Source organism: Pseudomonas sp. X4 (genome assembly GCF_040784925.1).
GTDB lineage: Bacteria > Pseudomonadota > Gammaproteobacteria > Pseudomonadales > Pseudomonadaceae > Aquipseudomonas > Aquipseudomonas putida_Z.
On record NZ_CP160798.1, the window covers coordinates 3469258 to 3487698 of the forward strand.

15 protein-coding genes are annotated in these 18441 nt (G+C 65.3%); 9 read left to right on the forward strand and 6 right to left on the reverse strand.

Going from position 1 to position 18441, the window contains the following annotated elements:
* Positions 1-4 precede the first annotated feature (4 nt).
* The 5 genes from ABX298_RS15430 to gatC all read right to left on the reverse strand — a co-directional run bounded on the left by ABX298_RS15430 (position 5) and on the right by gatC (position 4844).
* Positions 5-1048 (reverse strand): calcium/sodium antiporter, encoded by a 1044-nt coding sequence (locus ABX298_RS15430; RefSeq protein ID WP_367394480.1) that lies wholly within the window; start codon positions 1046-1048, stop codon positions 5-7.
* A 60-nt stretch (positions 1049-1108) separates the two neighbouring features.
* Positions 1109-1489 carry a septal ring lytic transglycosylase RlpA family protein gene (locus ABX298_RS15435; protein ID WP_025337810.1) on the reverse strand — a complete coding sequence of 127 codons (381 nt, stop codon included), beginning with the start codon at positions 1487-1489 and terminating at the stop codon, positions 1109-1111.
* Between the two features lie 143 nt (positions 1490-1632).
* Positions 1633-3078: an Asp-tRNA(Asn)/Glu-tRNA(Gln) amidotransferase subunit GatB gene (gene gatB, locus ABX298_RS15440; RefSeq protein ID WP_013971062.1), complete on the reverse strand. Its 1446-nt coding sequence runs from the start codon at positions 3076-3078 to the stop codon at positions 1633-1635.
* 11 nt (positions 3079-3089) lie between these two features.
* Positions 3090-4541: an Asp-tRNA(Asn)/Glu-tRNA(Gln) amidotransferase subunit GatA gene (gatA, locus tag ABX298_RS15445; protein WP_286101099.1), complete on the reverse strand. Its 1452-nt coding sequence runs from the start codon at positions 4539-4541 to the stop codon at positions 3090-3092.
* A 15-nt stretch (positions 4542-4556) separates the two neighbouring features.
* On the reverse strand, positions 4557-4844 hold the full coding sequence (gatC, locus tag ABX298_RS15450; RefSeq protein ID WP_003255165.1) for an Asp-tRNA(Asn)/Glu-tRNA(Gln) amidotransferase subunit GatC: 288 nt from the start codon (positions 4842-4844) through the stop codon (positions 4557-4559).
* Between the two features lie 205 nt (positions 4845-5049).
* Here gatC and mreB point away from each other — a divergent pair, with 205 nt between their 5' ends.
* The 8 genes from mreB (at position 5050) to tldD (ending at position 16312) form a co-directional block, all read left to right on the forward strand.
* Positions 5050-6087 carry a rod shape-determining protein MreB gene (gene mreB, locus ABX298_RS15455; protein ID WP_003255163.1) on the forward strand — a complete coding sequence of 346 codons (1038 nt, stop codon included), beginning with the start codon at positions 5050-5052 and terminating at the stop codon, positions 6085-6087.
* A gap of 165 nt (positions 6088-6252) precedes the next feature.
* A complete protein-coding gene (mreC, locus tag ABX298_RS15460; protein WP_367394481.1) occupies positions 6253-7329 on the forward strand; it encodes a rod shape-determining protein MreC in 1077 nt (358 codons plus the stop codon).
* Positions 7329-7817, forward strand: a complete 489-nt coding sequence (mreD, locus tag ABX298_RS15465) for a rod shape-determining protein MreD (RefSeq protein WP_015269051.1) — start codon at positions 7329-7331, stop codon at positions 7815-7817. The genes mreC and mreD overlap by 1 nt, the downstream gene beginning before the upstream one ends.
* Before the next feature lie 33 nt (positions 7818-7850).
* Entirely contained in the window at positions 7851-8582 is a 732-nt protein-coding gene (locus tag ABX298_RS15470; protein WP_075043861.1) for a nucleoside triphosphate pyrophosphatase, read from the forward strand.
* A gap of 54 nt (positions 8583-8636) precedes the next feature.
* Complete coding sequence (gene rng / locus ABX298_RS15475) at positions 8637-10094, forward strand: ribonuclease G (RefSeq protein WP_013971067.1); 1458 nt, start codon at positions 8637-8639, stop codon at positions 10092-10094.
* An 82-nt stretch (positions 10095-10176) separates the two neighbouring features.
* Positions 10177-14010 carry a YhdP family protein gene (locus tag ABX298_RS15480; RefSeq protein WP_367393320.1) on the forward strand — a complete coding sequence of 1278 codons (3834 nt, stop codon included), beginning with the start codon at positions 10177-10179 and terminating at the stop codon, positions 14008-14010.
* Between the two features lie 8 nt (positions 14011-14018).
* Entirely contained in the window at positions 14019-14870 is an 852-nt protein-coding gene (locus ABX298_RS15485; RefSeq protein ID WP_367393321.1) for a carbon-nitrogen hydrolase family protein, read from the forward strand.
* Positions 14871-14872: 2 nt separating this feature from the next.
* Positions 14873-16312 (forward strand): metalloprotease TldD, encoded by a 1440-nt coding sequence (gene tldD, locus ABX298_RS15490; protein ID WP_286101101.1) that lies wholly within the window; start codon positions 14873-14875, stop codon positions 16310-16312.
* Between the two features lie 139 nt (positions 16313-16451).
* Here tldD and yjgA read toward each other — a convergent pair whose 3' ends face one another.
* Positions 16452-16973 carry a ribosome biogenesis factor YjgA gene (gene yjgA / locus ABX298_RS15495; protein ID WP_025337817.1) on the reverse strand — a complete coding sequence of 174 codons (522 nt, stop codon included), beginning with the start codon at positions 16971-16973 and terminating at the stop codon, positions 16452-16454.
* A gap of 108 nt (positions 16974-17081) precedes the next feature.
* Between yjgA and pmbA the strand changes: the two genes are divergently transcribed.
* Entirely contained in the window at positions 17082-18428 is a 1347-nt protein-coding gene (gene pmbA, locus ABX298_RS15500) for a metalloprotease PmbA (protein ID WP_238067300.1), read from the forward strand.
* The last annotated feature ends 13 nt before the right edge of the window (positions 18429-18441 follow it).

Below are 18441 nucleotides of genomic sequence, written 5' to 3' on the forward strand. Positions count from 1 at the left end.
TTCCTTAGTGTTGGCGACGCCAGGCTCGTGCGGTGGTGTACAGCAACACCATGGCGAGCACCGGCAGTACGTAGAACAGCATCAACCGCTCCAGGCGGCCGGCCAGTGGCATGCCCATGGTGAACGCCGCCACGTGCAGCCCATAGGCCAGGTACAGGCAGAGGAACACCAGGCCTTCGGCGCGGGTGATTCGGTAACCGGAATAGAACACCGGCAGGCTCAGCGCAGCAACACCCAGCATTACCGGCAGGTCGAAGGCCAAGGCGTTGGGCGAGATCGACAGCGGCTCGGGAGTGACCAGTGCGGTCAGGCCCAGCACCGCCAGCAGGTTGAACAGGTTGCTGCCTATCACCGTACCCACGGCGATTTCCCGTTCACCGCGCAGGGCGGCGATCAGCGCAGCGGCCAGTTCCGGCAGGGAAGTGCAGATGGCAACGATGGTCAGGCCGATGATGCGCTCGGACAGCCCCAGGTCGGTGGCCACCTCCACGGCGGCTTCCAGCAACAAGTGACCCGCCAGGCTCAGCAGGCCCAGGCCGGCCAGCACCTGCAGCAGCGTGCCCGACCAGAAGCGCCCGGTGCTGCTGGTGACGGTGGCCGGTGCGGGGTAGGTGCGGGCGTAGTGGCGCGACTGGTGCCAAAGCATTGCCAGGTAGCCGACCAGGCCGGTCAGCAGCAACACCCCTTCGACCCGGCCCAGGTGGCCGTTGGCGGATAACGCGTAGACCAGGCCGCTGGCGATGATCATCAGTGGGATGTCCAGGCGCACCAGTTGCCGCGACACGCGCAGCGGGATGATCAGTGCGGCCAGGCCGAGAATGACCAGTACGTTGAAGATGTTGCTGCCGATCACGCTGCCCACCGCCACATCCGGTGCGCCTTGGTAGGCGGCCTGCAGGCTCACGGTCATTTGCGGGGCAGTGCTGCCGAAGGCCACCAGGCTAAGGCCGATGATCAGCGGGCGTACGTGCAGGCGCTGGGCCAGGCGCAGGGCTGCGCGTACCAGCAGTTCGGCACCGCCGACCAGCAACAGCAGGGCGATGCCCAGTTGCAGGAGGCTGGAGGTGGGAAGGGTAGCCAGGTCGAAAATGGTCGGACTCCTGTCGCGTCAGTCGCTAAGCCCTTGTACTCGCACGCGCGCGGTTCCGCTACGGATCATGCCGATTTTTTCTGCGGCGGCACGTGAAAGATCGATCAGGCGGCCGCGGGTATGTGGGCCACGGTCGTTGATGCGCACCACGACGCTGCGCTGGTTGGCCAGGTTGGTAACCCGTACCCGGGTGCCGAAGGGCAGGCTGCGGTGGGCGGCGGTGAGGCCATGCTGGTTGAACGGTTCGCCGCTGGCGGTGCGTTTGCCGTGGTGGCGCGCGCCGTAATAGGAAGCGGTGCCGGTCTTGTCGTAACCGTCGGGGTCGACGTCGATGTCCTGGCTGGCGCAGCCGGCCAGCAGGGAGAAGAGGGCGAGGGTGCTCAGGGATCGCTTTAGCAATTCGAATGCTCCGGTGCGGCCATTCGCGGCTAAAGCCGCTCCCACAGGTACGGCGCTGCACTGGCGAGCGGCGCTGTACCTGTGGGAGCGGCTTTAGCCGCGAACGAGGGCGAAGCCCTCGCAGGACTACAGGGGTAAAACAATCACCCTTCGAGCTTGGCCTTGAGCAATTGGTTCACTTGCCCCGGGTTGGCCTTGCCTTTGGAGGCTTTCATCGCCTGGCCGACGAAGAAGCCGAACATCTTGCCGCGCTTGGCCTCGTCGGCTGCGCGGTACTGTTCGACCTGCTCGGCGTTGGCCGCCAGCACTTCGTCGAGCATCTTGTCGATCGCACCGGTATCGGTGACCTGCTTCAGGCCTTTGCTTTCGATGATGCTGTCAGCATCGCCTTCACCGGCGGCCATGGCCTCGAACACGGTCTTGGCGATCTTGCCGCTGATGGTGTTGTCGCGGATCCGCAGCAACATGCCGCCCAGCTGTGCGGCGCTGACCGGCGCCTGGTCGATCTCGATGCCCAGCTTGTTCAGCAGGCTGCCCAGCTCGACCATCACCCAGTTGGCTGCCAGCTTGGCATCGCCACCGATCTTCACCACTTCCTCGAAGTAGTCCGCCTGTTCGCGGCTGGATGCCAGCACGTTGGCGTCGTAGGCCGACAGGCCGTACTGGTTCTGGAAGCGCTCGACCTTCTGCGTCGGCAGTTCCGGCAAGCCGGCGCGGACGGTTTCGAGGAAGCTGTCCTCGATCACCACCGGCAGCAGGTCCGGGTCGGGGAAGTAACGGTAGTCGTTGGCTTCCTCCTTGCTGCGCATGGAGCGGGTCTCGTCCTTGTTCGGGTCGTACAGGCGGGTTTCCTGTACCACCTTGCCGCCGTCCTCGATCAGGTCGATCTGGCGCTGGATCTCGCTGTTGATCGCGCGCTCGATGAAGCGGAACGAGTTGACGTTCTTGATCTCGCAGCGGGTGCCGAACTCGGCCTGGCCTTTCGGGCGGATCGACACGTTGCAGTCGCAACGCAGCGAGCCTTCGGCCATGTTGCCGTCGCAGATGCCCAGGTAACGCACCAGCGCGTGGATCGCCTTGACGTAGGCCACGGCTTCCTTGGCGCTGCGCATGTCAGGCTCGGAGACGATTTCCAGCAGCGGGGTGCCGGCACGGTTAAGGTCGATGCCGGTGGAGCCGCTGAAGTCTTCGTGCAGGCTCTTGCCGGCGTCTTCTTCCAGGTGCGCGCGGGTTACCCCGATGCGCTTGATGGTGCCGTCTTCCAGGGCGATGTCCAGGTGGCCCTTGCCGACGATCGGCAGGTCCATCTGGCTGATCTGGTAGCCCTTGGGCAGGTCCGGGTAGAAGTAGTTCTTGCGCGCGAACACGTTGCGCTTGCCGATCTCGGCATCGATGGCCAGGCCGAACATGCACGCCATGCGCACGGCTTCCTGGTTCAGCACCGGCAGTACGCCAGGCATGCCCAGGTCAACCAGGCTGGCCTGGGTGTTCGGCTCGGAACCGAAGGTGGTGGCGCTGCCGGAGAAGATCTTCGACTGGGTGGCGAGCTGAGTGTGGATTTCCAGCCCGATCACAACTTCCCATTGCATGTGTGAATTCCTCAGAAGCCGTTGGGGGCGCGGGTGTGCCAGTCGGTCACTTGCTGGTAGCGGTGCGCGACGTTGAGCAGGCGGCCTTCCTGGAAGTATGGCGCCAGCAGCTGCACGCCGACCGGCAAGCCATCGACGAAGCCGGCCGGCATCGACAGGCCCGGCAGGCCCGCCAGGTTGGCGGTGATGGTGTAGACGTCTTCCAGATAGGCGGCGACCGGGTCGCTGCTCTTGGCGCCGAGCTTCCAGGCCGGGTTCGGCGTAGTCGGGCCGAGGATCAGGTCGACGTCGTTGAAGGCGGCCATGAAGTCGTTCTTGATCAGGCGGCGGATCTGCTGCGCCTTCACGTAGTAGGCGTCGTAGTAGCCGGCCGACAGGGCGTAGGTGCCGACCATGATGCGGCGCTGCACTTCGACACCGAAGCCTTCGCCACGCGAACGCTTGTACAGGTCGGTGAGGTCTTTCGGGTTTTCGCAGCGGTAGCCGAAGCGCACGCCGTCGAAACGCGACAGGTTGGACGAGGCTTCAGCGGGGGCGATCACGTAGTAGGCCGGGATGGCGTGCTGCATGTTCGGCAGGCTGATTTCCTTGACCACCGCGCCGAGCTTTTCCAGCTCCTTGACGCTGGCCTGGACCAGGTCGGCGATGCGTGGGTCGAGGCCGGCACCGAAGTACTCCTTCGGCAGGCCGATGCGCAGGCCCTGCAGCGAAGCATTCAGGTTGGCGCTGTAGTCCGGCACCGGCTCTTCGATGCTGGTGGAGTCCTTGGCGTCGAAACCGGCCATGCCTTGCAGCAGCAGGGCGCAGTCTTCGGCGGTACGGGCCAGCGGGCCACCCTGGTCGAGGCTGGAGGCGTAGGCGATCATGCCCCAGCGCGACACGCGGCCGTAGGTCGGCTTGAGGCCGGTGAGGTTGGTCAGTGCCGCCGGTTGGCGGATCGAGCCGCCGGTGTCGGTGCCGGTGGTGGCTGGCAGCAGGCGTGCAGCCACTGCCGCGGCCGAACCGCCCGACGAGCCGCCCGGGACGTGCTCGAGGTTCCATGGGTTCTTCACCGCGCCGTAGTGGCTGGATTCGTTGGCCGAACCCATGGCGAATTCGTCCATGTTGGTCTTGCCCAGGGTGACCATGCCGGCTTCGGCCAGCTTGGCAACCACGGTGGCGTCATACGGCGCCTTGAAGTTGTCGAGCATCTTCGAGCCGCAGCTGGTGCGTACGCCGTTGGTGCAGAACAGGTCCTTGTGGGCGATCGGGGCACCCAGCAGCGCGCCGGTTTCGCCGGCGGCGCGACGGGCGTCGGCGGCACGCGCATGGCCCAGGGCCAGGTCTTCGGTGACGCTGATGAAGCTGTTGATCTGCGGGTCGAGCTGCTTGATGCGCGCCAGCAGGGCGCCGGTCAGCTCTTCGGAGGAAAACGACTTGTCGGCGAGTCCGCGGGCGATCTCGGCCAGGGTCAATTGATGCATGGCAGGCTCTATCCCTTACTCGATGACTTTGGGAACCAGGTACAGACCGCTTTCGGTCGACGGCGCGATGGCCTGGTAGGCGTCGCGCTGGTTGCTTTCGGTGACCTGGTCGGGACGCAGGCGCTGGCTGGCCTCCAGGGGGTGGGCCAGTGGCTCGATGCCGGTAGTGTCGACCGCTTGCATCTGGTCGACCAGCCCGAGAATGCTGTTCAGTGCGTCAGTAATGCGTGGCAGTTCGCCATCATTCAGGCCCAGACGGGCCAGATGGGCGATCTTTTCCACGTCGCAGCGTTCAAGCGCCATGGGGATCTCCAGGGGAAACAAAGACCGGAATTTGGGTCCGCAGTGAGGAACATGTCAGCTTTCTGGCGGTCTAACGGCCGCGAAATTCTGCTGGCGTGCTCGGAAAAACAGCCAATTTAACATATTGGCTCCTTGCCCAAAATCCCTGCCATTGTTAGAGTTTGCCGCACTTTTTTACCCACGCTTTCCCCAGGGTCACTTTCCCATGTTCAAGAAACTGCGTGGCATGTTTTCCAGCGATCTGTCCATCGACCTGGGTACTGCCAACACCCTTATTTACGTGCGTGAGCGCGGTATCGTCCTGAATGAGCCCTCGGTTGTTGCCATCCGTACCCATGGCAACCAGAAAAGCGTCGTCGCCGTCGGTACCGAAGCCAAGCGCATGCTGGGCCGTACGCCTGGCAACATTGCTGCCATTCGTCCGATGAAGGACGGCGTCATCGCCGACTTCAGCGTCTGCGAAAAAATGTTGCAATATTTTATCAACAAGGTTCACGAGAACAGCTTCCTGCAGCCGAGCCCGCGCGTGCTGATCTGCGTGCCGTGCAAGTCGACCCAGGTAGAGCGCCGCGCCATTCGCGAATCGGCGCTGGGTGCCGGTGCCCGTGAAGTGTTCCTGATCGAAGAGCCGATGGCCGCCGCCATCGGTGCCGGCCTGCCGGTCGAAGAAGCCCGCGGCTCGATGGTCGTCGATATCGGTGGTGGTACCACTGAAATCGCGCTCATCTCCCTGAACGGCGTGGTCTATGCCGAGTCCGTCCGCGTTGGCGGCGACCGCTTCGATGAAGCCATCGTCACCTACGTGCGCCGCAACTACGGCAGCCTGATCGGCGAGTCCACCGCCGAGCGCATCAAGCAGGAAATCGGTACCGCCTACCCGGGCGGCGAAGTACGCGAAGTCGATGTGCGCGGCCGCAACCTGGCCGAGGGCGTACCGCGTGCCTTCACCCTGAACTCCAACGAAGTGCTCGAAGCGCTGCAGGAGTCCCTGGCGACCATCGTCCAGGCGGTCAAGAGTGCCCTGGAGCAATCGCCGCCCGAGCTGGCCTCGGACATCGCCGAGCGTGGCCTGGTGCTGACCGGTGGTGGCGCCCTGCTGCGTGACCTGGACAAGCTGCTGGCCCAGGAAACCGGCCTGCCGGTGATCGTCGCCGAAGACCCGCTGACCTGTGTCGCCCGTGGCGGTGGTCGCGCCCTGGAGATGATGGACAAGCACGCGATGGACCTGCTCTCCAGCGAGTGATTCCGCTCGCTGTTCACGAGCCCCGGTTTACAGGTAGTACGCACAGTGCTACCTGTATGTGCTGGGCTGGCGCCCGTTTGGGGCGCTGTATCCGTCAACCCGCAACCAGGCTGGTGCGTTGTCCCATGTCCAATGACCTCCTGAGTCGTCCACGAGGAACGGCCCATTAAACCGCTTTTCTCCAAGGGCCCTTCGCTGGGCGTTCGCCTGCTCGTCCTGGTGGTGATGTCGGTCGCGTTGATGGTTGTCGACGCGCGCTTCGACGTGCTCAAACCAGTGCGCAGCCAGATGGGCCTGGTACTCATGGAGTCGTACTGGATCACCGACCTGCCGCAGCGTGCGTGGCAAGGTGTGGCCGGCCAGTTCGGCAGCCGCACCGAACTGATCGCCGAGAACGAGAAGCTCAAGACCGAAGCCCTGCTGCTGCAGGGGCGCCTGCAGAAGCTGGCGGCCCTGACCGAGCAGAACGTGCGCCTGCGCGAACTGCTCAACTCCTCGGCGCTGGTCAACGAAAAGGTCGAGGTGGCCGAGCTGATCGGTGTCGACCCCAACCCGTTCACCCACCGCATCCTGATCAACAAGGGCGAGCGTGATGGCGTGTTCCTTGGCCAGCCGGTGCTCGATGCCCGTGGCCTGATGGGCCAGGTGGTCGAGCTGATGCCCTACACCTCGCGGGTACTGTTGCTGACCGATACCACCCATAGCATCCCGGTGCAGGTCAACCGCAACGGCCTGCGCGCCATCGCCAGCGGCACCGGCAACCCGGAGCGCCTGGAGCTGCGCCATGTGGCCGATACCGCCGACATCAAGGAAGGCGACCTGCTGGTCAGTTCCGGCATGGGGCAACGGTTCCCGGCCGGCTACCCGGTGGCCACGGTCAACGAAGTGATCCACGATTCCGGCCAGCCGTTCGCCATCGTTCGTGCCATCCCTACCGCCGCGCTCAACCGCAGCCGCTACATGCTGCTGGTGTTCAGCGACCGGCGCAGCCCGGAACAGCGCGCCACCGATGCCGCCATTGCCCAGGAAGAGGCTGACCGCAAGGGCACCTCGGCCGCAGGCCAGCCGGCCACGACGGGCGAGCAGGGCGCACCAGCTGGCAGCGCCCCTGCCACGCCGGCCACACCAGCGGCCACACCAGCGACACCGGCAGCCCCGGCTGCGCAGCCTGCAGCTCCGGCGGCCGCACCTGCCACGCCGGCTGCCGCGTCTGCCGCACCCGCTCACCCCCGGAGGCAATGATGGCTGCATCACGCCGCAACAACGGCTGGGTCATCTGGCTGACTTTCGCCATCGGCCTGCTGCTCAGCGTCTCGCCCATGCCGCAGTTCATGGAAGTGTTCCGGCCCATGTGGCTGGCCTTGCTGGTGTCGTTCTGGACCCTCGCCGTACCGAACAAGGTCGGCATGACCACCGCGTTCGTGCTGGGCCTGGCCGAGGACGTGCTGTACGGCACCCTGCTGGGGCAGAACGCGCTGATCCTCACCCTCATCACCTTCCTGGTGCTGTCGTTGCAGCAGCGCCTGCGCATGTTCCCCATGTGGCAGCAGAGCCTGGTGATCCTGGTGATCTTCGGCATTGCCCAGCTGATCCAGCTGTGGCTCAGCGCGCTGACCGGCAACCGCCTGCCCACCCTGGCGTTGGTCTGGTCGGCGGTAATCAGTGCCTTGCTCTGGCCGTGGATCAGCTTCGCCCTGCGCGACCTGCGCCGACGCTTGCATATCAACTGACGGCGCCGCCGCGACTGACAGGGAGATGTCTGCATGACCCCGCTATACCTGGCCTCCGGCTCGCCCCGTCGTCGTGAACTGCTGGCCCAGATCGGTGTGCCGTTCAGCGTCGTCAGTGCCCCCATCGATGAAACCCCATTGCCTGATGAAAGCGCCCCGGCCTACGTCGAGCGCCTGGCCCGGGCCAAGGCTGCCGCTGGCCTGGCCAGCCTGGAACATCCAGTGCAGGCCATTCGCGGGCATGCCCGCTCCCACAGGTCCGATGATGGCCTGGAGGGCAGCGCCGTCCCTGTGGGAGCGGGCGCGCCCGCGAATAGCCACACCGCGGCCCTGGAAAATCGGGCTGTGGTGCTGGGTGCAGACACTGCCGTGGTGCTCGATGGTCGTATTCTCGGCAAACCGGAAAACCGCGAAGATGCCCTGGCCATGCTGGCCGACCTTTCGGGCCGCGAGCACCAGGTTTTGACCGCGGTCGCCCTGAGCGATGGCCAGCGCGTGCACAGCCTGTGCGTCACCAGCAAGGTGCGCTTCCGTGCGATCAGCGCCGAGGAAGCGCAACGCTACTGGGCCAGCGGCGAGCCCGCGGACAAGGCCGGCGGCTATGCCATCCAGGGCTTGGGCGCGGTGTTCGTCACCGGCCTTTCCGGCAGCTACTCGGCGGTGGTCGGTTTGCCCCTCAGTGAAACGGCCGAACTGCTTGGCCAATTCGGCATTGCCTGCTGGCAATCGCCCGCGCATACGCCAGAGGTAACAAACCAGCGGTAGCCAGCACTGCATACGCCATCCATCATTATCCAAGACCTTTGACGAGAGCCTGCCATGAGTGAAGAGATCCTGATCAACATCACCCCGATGGAGTCGCGCGTGGCGGTGGTGGAAAACGGGGTGCTGCAGGAAGTGCATGTCGAGCGCACCCAGCGCCGGGGCATCGTCGGTAATATCTACAAAGGCAAGGTGGTGCGTGTGCTGCCGGGCATGCAGGCGGCCTTTGTCGACATCGGCCTGGAGCGCGCGGCATTCATCCATGCCTCGGAAATATCCCAGCGCGAAGGCTCGGCGGTAGAGAACATCACCGCCCTGGTGCACGAGGGCCAGGCCCTGGTGGTGCAGGTGACCAAGGACCCGATCGGCACCAAGGGCGCGCGCCTGACCACCCAGCTGTCGATCCCGTCGCGCTACCTGGTGTACATGCCGCGCAGCAGCCATGTCGGCATTTCCCTGAAGATCGAAGACGAAGCCGAGCGCGAGCGCCTCAAGCAGGTGGTCAGCGACTGCATGGAAAGCGAGAACATCAAGGACGCCGGTGGCTTCATCCTGCGTACCGCCGCCGAAGGCGCACGCGCTGAAGAGATCCTGCAGGACATTCGCTACCTGCGCCGCCTGTGGGAGCAGATCGGCACCCAGATCAAGACCTGCGGCGCGCCCACGGTCATCTACGAGGACCTGGGCCTGGCCCTGCGTACCTTGCGCGACCTGGTCAACCCGAAGATCGAGAAGATCCGCATCGACTCGCGGGAAACTTTCCAGAAGACCACGCAGTTCGTTGGCGAGCTGATGCCGGAAATCGCCGACCGCCTCGAGCACTACCCGGGCGAACGGCCGATCTTCGACCTGTACGGCGTCGAGGACGAGATCCAGCGTGCACTGGAGCGCAAGGTACCGCTGAAGTCCGGTGGCTACCTGGTGGTCGACCCCGCTGAAGCGATGACCACCATCGATGTGAACACCGGCGCCTTCGTCGGCCATCGCAACCTTGAAGAAACCATCTTCAAGACCAACCTCGAGGCCGCCACTGCCATCGCCCGGCAACTGCGCCTGCGCAATATCGGCGGCATCATCATCATCGACTTCATCGACATGGAAGACGAGGAGCACCAGCGCCAGGTGCTGCGCACCCTGGAAAAGCAGCTGGAGCGCGATCACGCCAAGACCAATATCATCGGCATCACCGAGCTGGGCCTGGTGCAGATGACCCGCAAGCGCACACGGGAAAGCCTGGAACAGGTGCTGTGCGAGCCCTGCCTGGCCTGTCAGGGCCGTGGCAAGCTGAAAACTCCCGAGACCATCTGTTACGAAATCTTCCGCGAGATCCTGCGCGAGGCCCGTGCCTACCAGGCCGAAGGCTACCGCGTGCTGGCCAACCAGAAGGTGGTCGACCGGTTGCTGGATGAAGAGTCCGGTAACGTCGCGGAACTGGAGGCCTTCATCGGCCGAACCATTCGTTTCCAGGTGGAGTCGATGTATTCGCAGGAACAATACGATGTGGTGCTGCTCTGAGGCCTTCTGAAACGCGCCGCGGGTGGCCCGGGCTGGCAAAACCGGGACGACGGGCCATCATGGATAAACGACCTGGAGGGCCATGGCCATGGGACGTCTGACCCGCGTTCTTGTCGCCTTGACCCGCTGGGGGCTGGGCGTTTGCGCCCTGCTGGCGGTACTGGTGGCGCTGTATGTCAGCCTCGGCCGCGAACTGGTGCCGTTGGTGGCCGAGTACCGCGCCGATGTGGAAAGCAAGGCTGAACAGGCTTTGGGCCTGCCCGTGCACGTCGGTGCCCTGGAAGGCCGCTGGAGCGGCCTGGCACCGGTGCTGCGGGTGCGCGACCTGCAACTGGGCGAGGGGGCCACGGCCCTGCGCCTGGATGACGTCAAGGTGGTACCCGATGTCTGGGCCAGCCTCACCGCCCGCGAGGTACGCCTGGCACGCATTCAGTTGGGCGGCCTGCAACTGATCCTGCGCGAGAACGAGCAGGGCGCCTGGAGCCTCGAAGGCCTGCCGAAGAAGGACGATGCGCCGCTCGACCCTGCCGAGTTGTTGCAGCGCCTGCGCCAGTTGGGCCGCATCGATGTGTTCGACAGCCAGGTCACCCTGCACCCCTGGCAGCGCGACCCGTTGACCCTGACTTATGTGAGCGTCGGCCTGCAGGCCGGAGCTTCGCGCCATACCCTGGACTTGCGCGCGACCCTGCCCGATGGCCAGCCCCTGTCGCTGAACCTGCGCAGTCGTGCCTCGGCCAACGCCTGGCGCGACGGCCAGGTCGAAGCCTACCTGAGCCTGCCACAGAGTGACTGGGCGCGTTGGCTGCCGCCACGCCTGCTGGGCCAGTGGCATGCCGACGCCTTGCGGGCGGGCGGCGAGTTCTGGGTCGACTGGCGCAAGGGGCAGTTGCAGCAGGCCGTCGTACGCCTCAATGCACCGGAGCTGCAGGGCGCCTATGCCGGGCGCAAGGCGGCCAAGCTGAACAACCTGGCCCTGGGCGCCTGGTTCCAGCGCCGGGAGCAAGGCTTCGATGTGGTGGTCGACTCCCTGGCCATGGATGTCGGCAAGACCCGTTGGGAGTCGCACCTGCAATTGCAGCAGCGTCCAGGCGAGGACGCTGCCGCGGAAAGCTGGCAAGTGCAGGCCGACCGCCTCGACCTCACGCCGTTGACCCCGCTGGTCGATGCCCTGGCGCCGCTGCCGGACAAGGTCATGGCCGTGGTCGATGGCCTGAAGGTGACCGGCGCGCTGCGCAATGTGCGCCTGGAGGCCCGGCCCAAGGCCGAGGGTGACCAGCGCCTGCAGTTCGAAGCCAACCTGGAGAAGGTCGGCTTCGATGCCTATCACAATGCCCCGGCAGCCGGTAACGTCAGCGGCAGCATCAGCGGTGACCTTGGTCATGGCGAACTGCGCCTTGATACCGATGCGTTCATGCTGCATCTGTACCCGATCTTCGCCAAACCCTGGCATTACCAGAAGGCCAATGCGCGCCTGACCTGGGCCTTGGACAAGGAAGGTTTCACCCTGGTCGCGCCTTACCTCAAGGTACTCGGCGAGGAGGGCAAGATCGCCGGTGACTTCCTCATTCGCCTGTTGTTCGAAGAGGGTCGCGAGGACTACATGGACCTGCGCGTCGGCCTGACCGAAGGCGATGGCCGCTACACCGCCAAGTACCTGCCCGAGGTGCTCAGCCCAGCCCTCGACGAATGGCTGCGCAGTGCGATCGTCAAAGGCACGGTGGACGAAGGCTACTTCCAGTACCAGGGCTCGCTGAACCATGGCGTCGCGCCGGAAGCCCGCAGCATCAGCCTGTTCTTCAAGGTGCGTGATGCGGCCCTGGACTTCCAGCCGGGCTGGCCGCAGGTGCAGCACGTGGATGGCGATGTGTTCATCGAGGACAGCGGTGTGCGCATCAAGGCCCAGCGTGGCGTACTGCTCGACACCAAGGTCAGTGATGTGAGCGTCGATATCCCGCATGTCGACCAGGGCCAGCAAAGCCACCTGTACCTCGATGGCGACTTCGACGGCAGCCTGGGCGATGGCCTGAAGATCCTCAAGGAAGCGCCAATCGGCACTGGCGAGATCTTCGCTGGCTGGGAGGGCGAAGGGCCGCTCAAGGGCAAGGTCAAGCTCGACATTCCGCTAGCCCACGGGCAGCGGCCGAAAGTGCAGGTGGACTTTGCCACCGACGATGCACGGTTGAAGGTGGCGCCGCCGAGCCTGGAGTTGAGCCGCCTGAAGGGTGACTTCAGTTTTGATTTGGACAAGGGCCTGAGCGGCAAGGGCATCAGCCTGCAGGCCTTCGGCAAGCCGGTAACGGCGCAAATCACCGCCGAAGGCCAGCCCGGGCAGATGCAGACACGCGTCAACGCCAGCGGCCAGGTATCGCTCAAGGCATTGACCGACTGGCTGCAGTTCAACCAGGCCTTGCCGGCTTCCGGCGACCTGCCGTACCAGTTGCAGGTCAGCCTGGGTAGCCGGGACAACCGCCTGAGCGTCAATTCCAGCCTCAAGGGCCTGGCCATCGACCTGCCAGCACCCTTTGGCAAGACAGCGTCCGATACCCGTGACACCCGTTTCAGCATGACCCTGCAGGGGCCGGAGCGGCGCTTCGATGTCGCCTACACCGACCTTGCCCGCTTTGCCTACGCCGCGCCGGCCGAGAAGCTGGGGCAGGGCCGTGGCGAGTTGCTGCTGGGCGCCGGTGACGCCCAGGTACCTGCCGGCCAAGGCCTGCGAGTGCGCGGGCACCTGGAGGCGCTGGACCTCGGGCCTTGGCAGGAACAGGCGACGCGCCTGGCCGGCAACGACCCGGGCGGTAGCGCGCGGCAGAACCTGCAAGGCGTTGACCTGAGCATCGGCCAGCTGAAAGCCTTTGGCCTGGACCTGAACCAGGCCGTGGTGCGCCTGGTCCGTGGTGGCCCCGCCTGGGATTTGCGCCTCGACAGCAAGGAAATCATTGGCAACGCCCGGGTGCCGGATGCCAAGGGCGCGCCGATGGTCGTGCGCATGCAGACCTTGCGCCTGCCCGCCGCCAGCGCTGCTGAAAAGCAGGCCGAGGCACAGGCCGAAGAGGGCCCCGACCCGCTGGCCTCGTTCGACCCGCGCAAGGTGCCAGCGCTGGACCTGAGCATCGACAAGCTCTATCGCGGTGACGACCTGTACGGCAGTGCGTCGCTCAAGCTGCGGCCGACCGCGCGTGGCGTGACCGCCAGCGACATCGACCTCGACTTCAAAGGCCTGCGTATCGATGGTGGCGGCGGCTGGGAAGGCGAACCGGGCAGCACCAGCAGCTGGTACAAAGGGCGCCTGGACGGCAAGAACCTGGCGGATGTGCTCAAGGCCTGGGGCTTTGCCCCGACCGTGACCAGCCGCGACTTCCGCCTGGATGTGGATGGCCGCTGGCCGGGTTCGCCGGCCTCGGTGAGCCTCAAGCGCTTCTCTGGCAGCATGGACGCAGCGCTGCGCACCGGACAGTTCGTCGAGGTCGAAGGCAGTGCCCAGGCGCTGCGGGTGTTCGGCCTGTTGAACTTCAACTCCATCGGCCGGCGCTTGCGCCTGGACTTCTCCGACCTGTTCGACAAGGGCCTGGCCTACGACCGGGTCAAAGGCTTGCTGGTGGCCAGTAACGGTGTCTATGTGACCCGCGAGCCAATCGCCGTGACTGGCCCGTCGAGCAACTTCGAGCTGGACGGTACCCTGGACCTGGTACGCGACCGGGTCGATGCCAATCTGCAGGTGAGCCTGCCAGTGACCAACAACCTGCCGCTGGCGGCCCTGATTGTCGGCGCGCCGGCCGTGGGCGGGGCGCTGTTCCTGGTCGACCGGCTGATCGGCGACCGCGTGTCGCGCTTCGCCAGTGTGCACTACCGTGTCGAAGGTCCGGTGAAAGAGCCTAGAATCACATTTGTGAAACCTTTCGAGAAATCCCGCTAGGAGTGCCCATGAAGGCAGCTGTAATCCAGATGGTCAGCCAGGACGATGTGCTGGCCAACCTGCAGCGCGCCGGTGCCCTGCTGGAGCAGGCCGCCTTTGGCGGTGCACGGCTGGCCGTGCTGCCGGAAAACTTCGCCGCCATGGGCCGCAAGGACGCCGCTGCCATCGGCCGCGCCGAAGCGTTGGGCGAAGGGCCGATCCTGCCATGGTTGAAACGTACCGCCCGCGACCTCAAGTTATGGATTGTCGCCGGTACCTTGCCATTGCCACCGGTCGGCCAGCCCGAAGCAAAGGCGCATGCCTGCTCGCTGTTGATCGACGAACACGGTGAGGTGGCGGCACGCTATGACAAGCTGCACCTGTTCGATGTGGACGTTGCCGACAACCGTGGCCGTTACCGCGAGTCTGATGACTATGCCCACGGCGCCCAGGTAGTGGTGGCTGATACGCCGGTGGGGCGGCTGGGGCTGAGCGTGTGCTACGACCTGCGCTTCCCCGAACTGTACAGCGCACTGCGCGCCGCTGGTGCGGAACTGATCACTGCGCCGGCCGCCTTCACTGCGGTAACGGGCGCGGCGCACTGGGAAGTGCTGGTGCGCGCCCGTGCCATCGAGACCCAGTGCTACCTGCTGGCTGCGGCACAGGGCGGCACTCACCCGGGGCCACGGGAAACCCATGGCCATGCGGCGATCGTCGACCCCTGGGGGCGCATCGTCGCGGAACAGGCGCAAGGTGAAGCGGTACTGCTCGCCGAGCGCGACATTGACGAACAAGCGTCCATCCGGACGCGCATGCCGGTGGTATCGCACCGGCGCTTTTTCTCGCAGGGCGCGTTGCGGCCTGCGCACACCTCGGAGTGACTATGAGCCAGATGTTATCCACCGTCAGCGAGCAGCTCCTGGCCCCAGGCGGCTTGACCCTGGACAGCCTGCAGAGCGTGCTGGGTGAGTTGGCCGGCCCCGGCATCGACGCCGCCGACCTGTATTTCCAGGGCCAGATCTCGGAAACCTGGGCGCTGGAAGACGGCATCGTCAAAGAGGGCAGTTTCAACCTCGACCAGGGCGTGGGCGTGCGTGCCCAGTCCGGTGAAAAGACCGGCTTTGCCTACAGCAACGCAATCAACCTCGAAGCGCTGACCTCGGCCGCCCGTGCAGCCCGTTCGATCTCCCGTGCCGGGCAGAACGGCAAGGTGCAGGCCTTCCGCAGCCAGGAGGTGACAGCCCTTTATCCGGCGGACAACCCGCTGGATGTGCTCAGCCGTGCCGAGAAGGTCGAGCTGCTCAAGCGTGTCGACGCCGCCACCCGTGCCCTGGACCCGCGTATCCAGCAGGTCAGTGTGAGCATGGCCGGGGTCTGGGAGCGCATCCTGATCGCTGCGGCCGATGGCAGCCTGGCCGCCGATGTGCGCCCGCTGGTGCGCTTCAACGTCAGCGTAATCGTCGAGCAGAATGGCCGCCGCGAGCGTGGCGGGCAGGGCGGTGGCGGGCGTACCGACTACCGCTTCTTCACCGAAGAGCGGGTCATGGGCTATGCCCGCGAAGCGCTGCGCCAGGCCCTGGTGAACCTGGAGGCGATCCCGGCACCGGCTGGTACCCTGCCGGTAGTGCTGGGTTCGGGCTGGTCGGGCGTGCTGCTGCACGAGGCTGTCGGCCATGGCCTGGAAGGTGACTTCAACCGCAAGGGCAGTTCGGCGTTCAGCGGCCGTATTGGCGAGAAAGTGGCATCGAGCCTGTGCACCATCGTCGACGACGGCACCCTCGAAGGCCGCCGAGGCTCGCTGAGCGTGGATGACGAAGGCACCCCGACCGAGTGCACCACGCTGATCGAGAACGGTGTGCTCAAGGGCTACATGCAGGACAAGCTGAACGCGCGCCTGATGGGCATGGCGGTGACCGGCAACGGCCGCCGCGAATCCTACGCGCACCTGCCGATGCCGCGCATGACCAACACCTACATGCGTGCCGGCGAAAGCGACCCGCAGGAAATCATCGCTTCGGTGAAGAAGGGCATCTACTGCGCCAACCTCGGCGGTGGCCAGGTGGACATCACCAGCGGCAAGTTCGTGTTCTCGACCAGTGAGGCCTACCTGATCGAAGACGGCAAGATTACCGCGCCGGTGAAGGGGGCGACCCTGATCGGCAATGGCCCGGAGGCGATGAGCCGAGTGTCGATGGTCGGTAACGACCTGGCGCTGGACAGCGGGGTAGGGACTTGCGGCAAGGACGGGCAGTCGGTGCCGGTGGGGGTCGGGCAGCCGACCTTGAAGCTGGATGCGATTACCGTGGGCGGTACCGGGGCGTGATGGCCATCTGGGACCGCTTTGCGGTCCTTTCGCGACGCAAGGCCGCTCCCACAGGGACTGCGCCATGCAGAAATGGCTGCGCACTTACTGTGGGAGCGGCCTTGTGTCGCGATTGGGCCGCAAAGCGGCCCCAGGGTGATCAGCGCAAGCCGCGCTGCAGCTCGTCGAGGTCGCGGATGTACTTGAACACCTTGCGCGCGGCGGCAGGCGGTTTGTTCCGCGCCTTCTCGTGCTGGGCATGGCGTACCAGCGAGCGCAGTTGCTGGCGGTCGGTGTCGGGGTATTCGCTGACGAAGCGCTCGAGGTCTTCGTCGTTACCGTCGATCAACCGGTCGCGCCAGCGCTCCAGGCCGTGGAAGCGCTCGTTGTACTGGCGGGTCGAGCTGTCCATCTGTTCGAGCAAGGCGTGGATGGCATCCAGGTCCTGCACGCGCATCAGCTTGCCGACAAACGACATGTGGCGTTTGCGGGCACCGTGAGCGGTGTGCTTGCTGGCTTCGGCCAGGGCCTTGCGCAGCTCGTCGGTCAACGGCAGGCGAGCCAGGGTATCGGCCTTGAGCGTGGTAAGGCGCTCGCCGAGTTCGACCAGCGCATGCAGCTCGCGCTTGATCTGGGTTTTGCTTTTTTCGCCGTCGAAGGCGTCGTCGTTTGAATCAACCATGGTGGCAGTCCGCTAGAAATCGCCGCCATGATAACCAGTCGGGGGCCGCTTGTCCGGCCCGGTCGTAGAATGACCCTCGCCGAACGCAGAATTTGAGTGGAGAGAACCATGAGTGCAGTCCAGAGCGTAGGTCCGAAGGACCTGCCAGCATTGCAGGAGCAGGTCGAGGCGATCATCGCCGAAGCGCGCCGCCAGGGGGCCAGTGCCTGCGAAGTGGCGGTGTCGCTGGAGCAGGGCCTGTCCACCACGGTACGCCAGCGAGAGGTCGAAACGGTCGAGTTCAACCGCGACCAGGGCTTTGGCATCACCCTCTATGTGGGCCAGCGCAAAGGCTCGGCCAGCACCTCGGCCAGTGGCCCGGAAGCGATCCGCGAAACCGTCGCCGCGGCCTTGGCGATTGCCAAGCATACCTCCGAGGACGAATGTTCCGGCTTGGCCGACGCAGCGTTGATGGCCCGCGAGATCCCGGACCTGGACCTTTACCACGACTGGAACCTCGAGCCGGAGAGGGCCATCGAGATGGCCCTGGCCTGCGAGGCGGCGGCGTTCGACGCCGACCCGCGTATCCTCAATGCCGACGGCACCACCCTCAATACCCACCAGGGCTGCCGCGTGTATGGCAACAGCCATGGTTTCATCGGTGGCTACGCCTCGACCCGGCACAGCCTGAGCTGCGTGATGATCGCCGAAGGCGACGGCCAGATGCAGCGTGATTATTGGTACGACGTGAACCGCCAGGGCAACCTGCTGGCAGACCCGCGTAGCATCGGCGTGCGCGCTGCCCAGCGTGCCGCCAGCCGCCTGGGTGCGCGGCCGGTGCCGACCTGCGAGGTGCCGGTGCTGTTCTCGGCCGAGCTGGCCGGTGGCCTGTTCGGCAGCTTCCTGTCGGCCATCTCCGGCGGCAACCTGTACCGCAAGTCGTCGTTCCTGGAGGGGACCATTGGCCAGCGCCTGTTCCCCACCTGGCTGACCCTCGACGAGCGCCCGCACATTCCGCGGGCACTGGGCAGTGCCGCATTCGACGGCGATGGCCTGGCTACCTATGCCAAGCCGTTCGTCGACAAGGGTGAGCTGGTGTCGTACCTGCTGGGTACCTATTCCGGGCGCAAGCTGGGTTTGCCAAGCACGGCCAACGCCGGCGGCGTGCACAACCTGTTCGTCAGCCATGGTGTCGAAGACCAGGCGGCGCTGATCCGGCGCATGGGCCGCGGGCTGCTGGTGACCGAGTTGATGGGGCATGGCCTGAACATGGTGACGGGGGATTATTCCCGTGGCGCGGCAGGGTTCTGGGTCGAGAATGGCGAGATTCAGCACGCGGTGCAGGAAGTGACCATTGCCGGGAACATGAAAGACATGTTCCAGCAGATTGTCGCGATTGGCAGCGATCTTGAGACCCGCAGCAACATTCACACCGGGTCGGTGCTGATCGAGCGGATGACTGTGGCGGGTAGCTGATCCACAGCCTGTA

Excerpts from the sequence above, each read along its gene's own strand:
- gatB (WP_013971062.1), bottom strand. The coding sequence starts at position 3,078 with ATGCAATGGGAAGTTGTGATCGGGCTGGAAATCCACACTCAGCTCGCC.
- gatA (WP_286101099.1), bottom strand. The coding sequence starts at position 4,541 with ATGCATCAATTGACCCTGGCCGAGATCGCCCGCGGACTCGCCGACAAG.
- gatC (WP_003255165.1), bottom strand. The coding sequence starts at position 4,844 with ATGGCGCTTGAACGCTGCGACGTGGAAAAGATCGCCCATCTGGCCCGT.
- mreB (WP_003255163.1), top strand. The coding sequence starts at position 5,050 with ATGTTCAAGAAACTGCGTGGCATGTTTTCCAGCGATCTGTCCATCGAC.
- mreD (WP_015269051.1), top strand. The coding sequence starts at position 7,329 with ATGGCTGCATCACGCCGCAACAACGGCTGGGTCATCTGGCTGACTTTC.
- ABX298_RS15470 (WP_075043861.1), top strand. The coding sequence starts at position 7,851 with ATGACCCCGCTATACCTGGCCTCCGGCTCGCCCCGTCGTCGTGAACTG.
- rng (WP_013971067.1), top strand. The coding sequence starts at position 8,637 with ATGAGTGAAGAGATCCTGATCAACATCACCCCGATGGAGTCGCGCGTG.
- ABX298_RS15480 (WP_367393320.1), top strand. The coding sequence starts at position 10,177 with ATGGCCATGGGACGTCTGACCCGCGTTCTTGTCGCCTTGACCCGCTGG.
- ABX298_RS15485 (WP_367393321.1), top strand. The coding sequence starts at position 14,019 with ATGAAGGCAGCTGTAATCCAGATGGTCAGCCAGGACGATGTGCTGGCC.
- tldD (WP_286101101.1), top strand. The coding sequence starts at position 14,873 with ATGAGCCAGATGTTATCCACCGTCAGCGAGCAGCTCCTGGCCCCAGGC.
- yjgA (WP_025337817.1), bottom strand. The coding sequence starts at position 16,973 with ATGGTTGATTCAAACGACGACGCCTTCGACGGCGAAAAAAGCAAAACC.
- pmbA (WP_238067300.1), top strand. The coding sequence starts at position 17,082 with ATGAGTGCAGTCCAGAGCGTAGGTCCGAAGGACCTGCCAGCATTGCAG.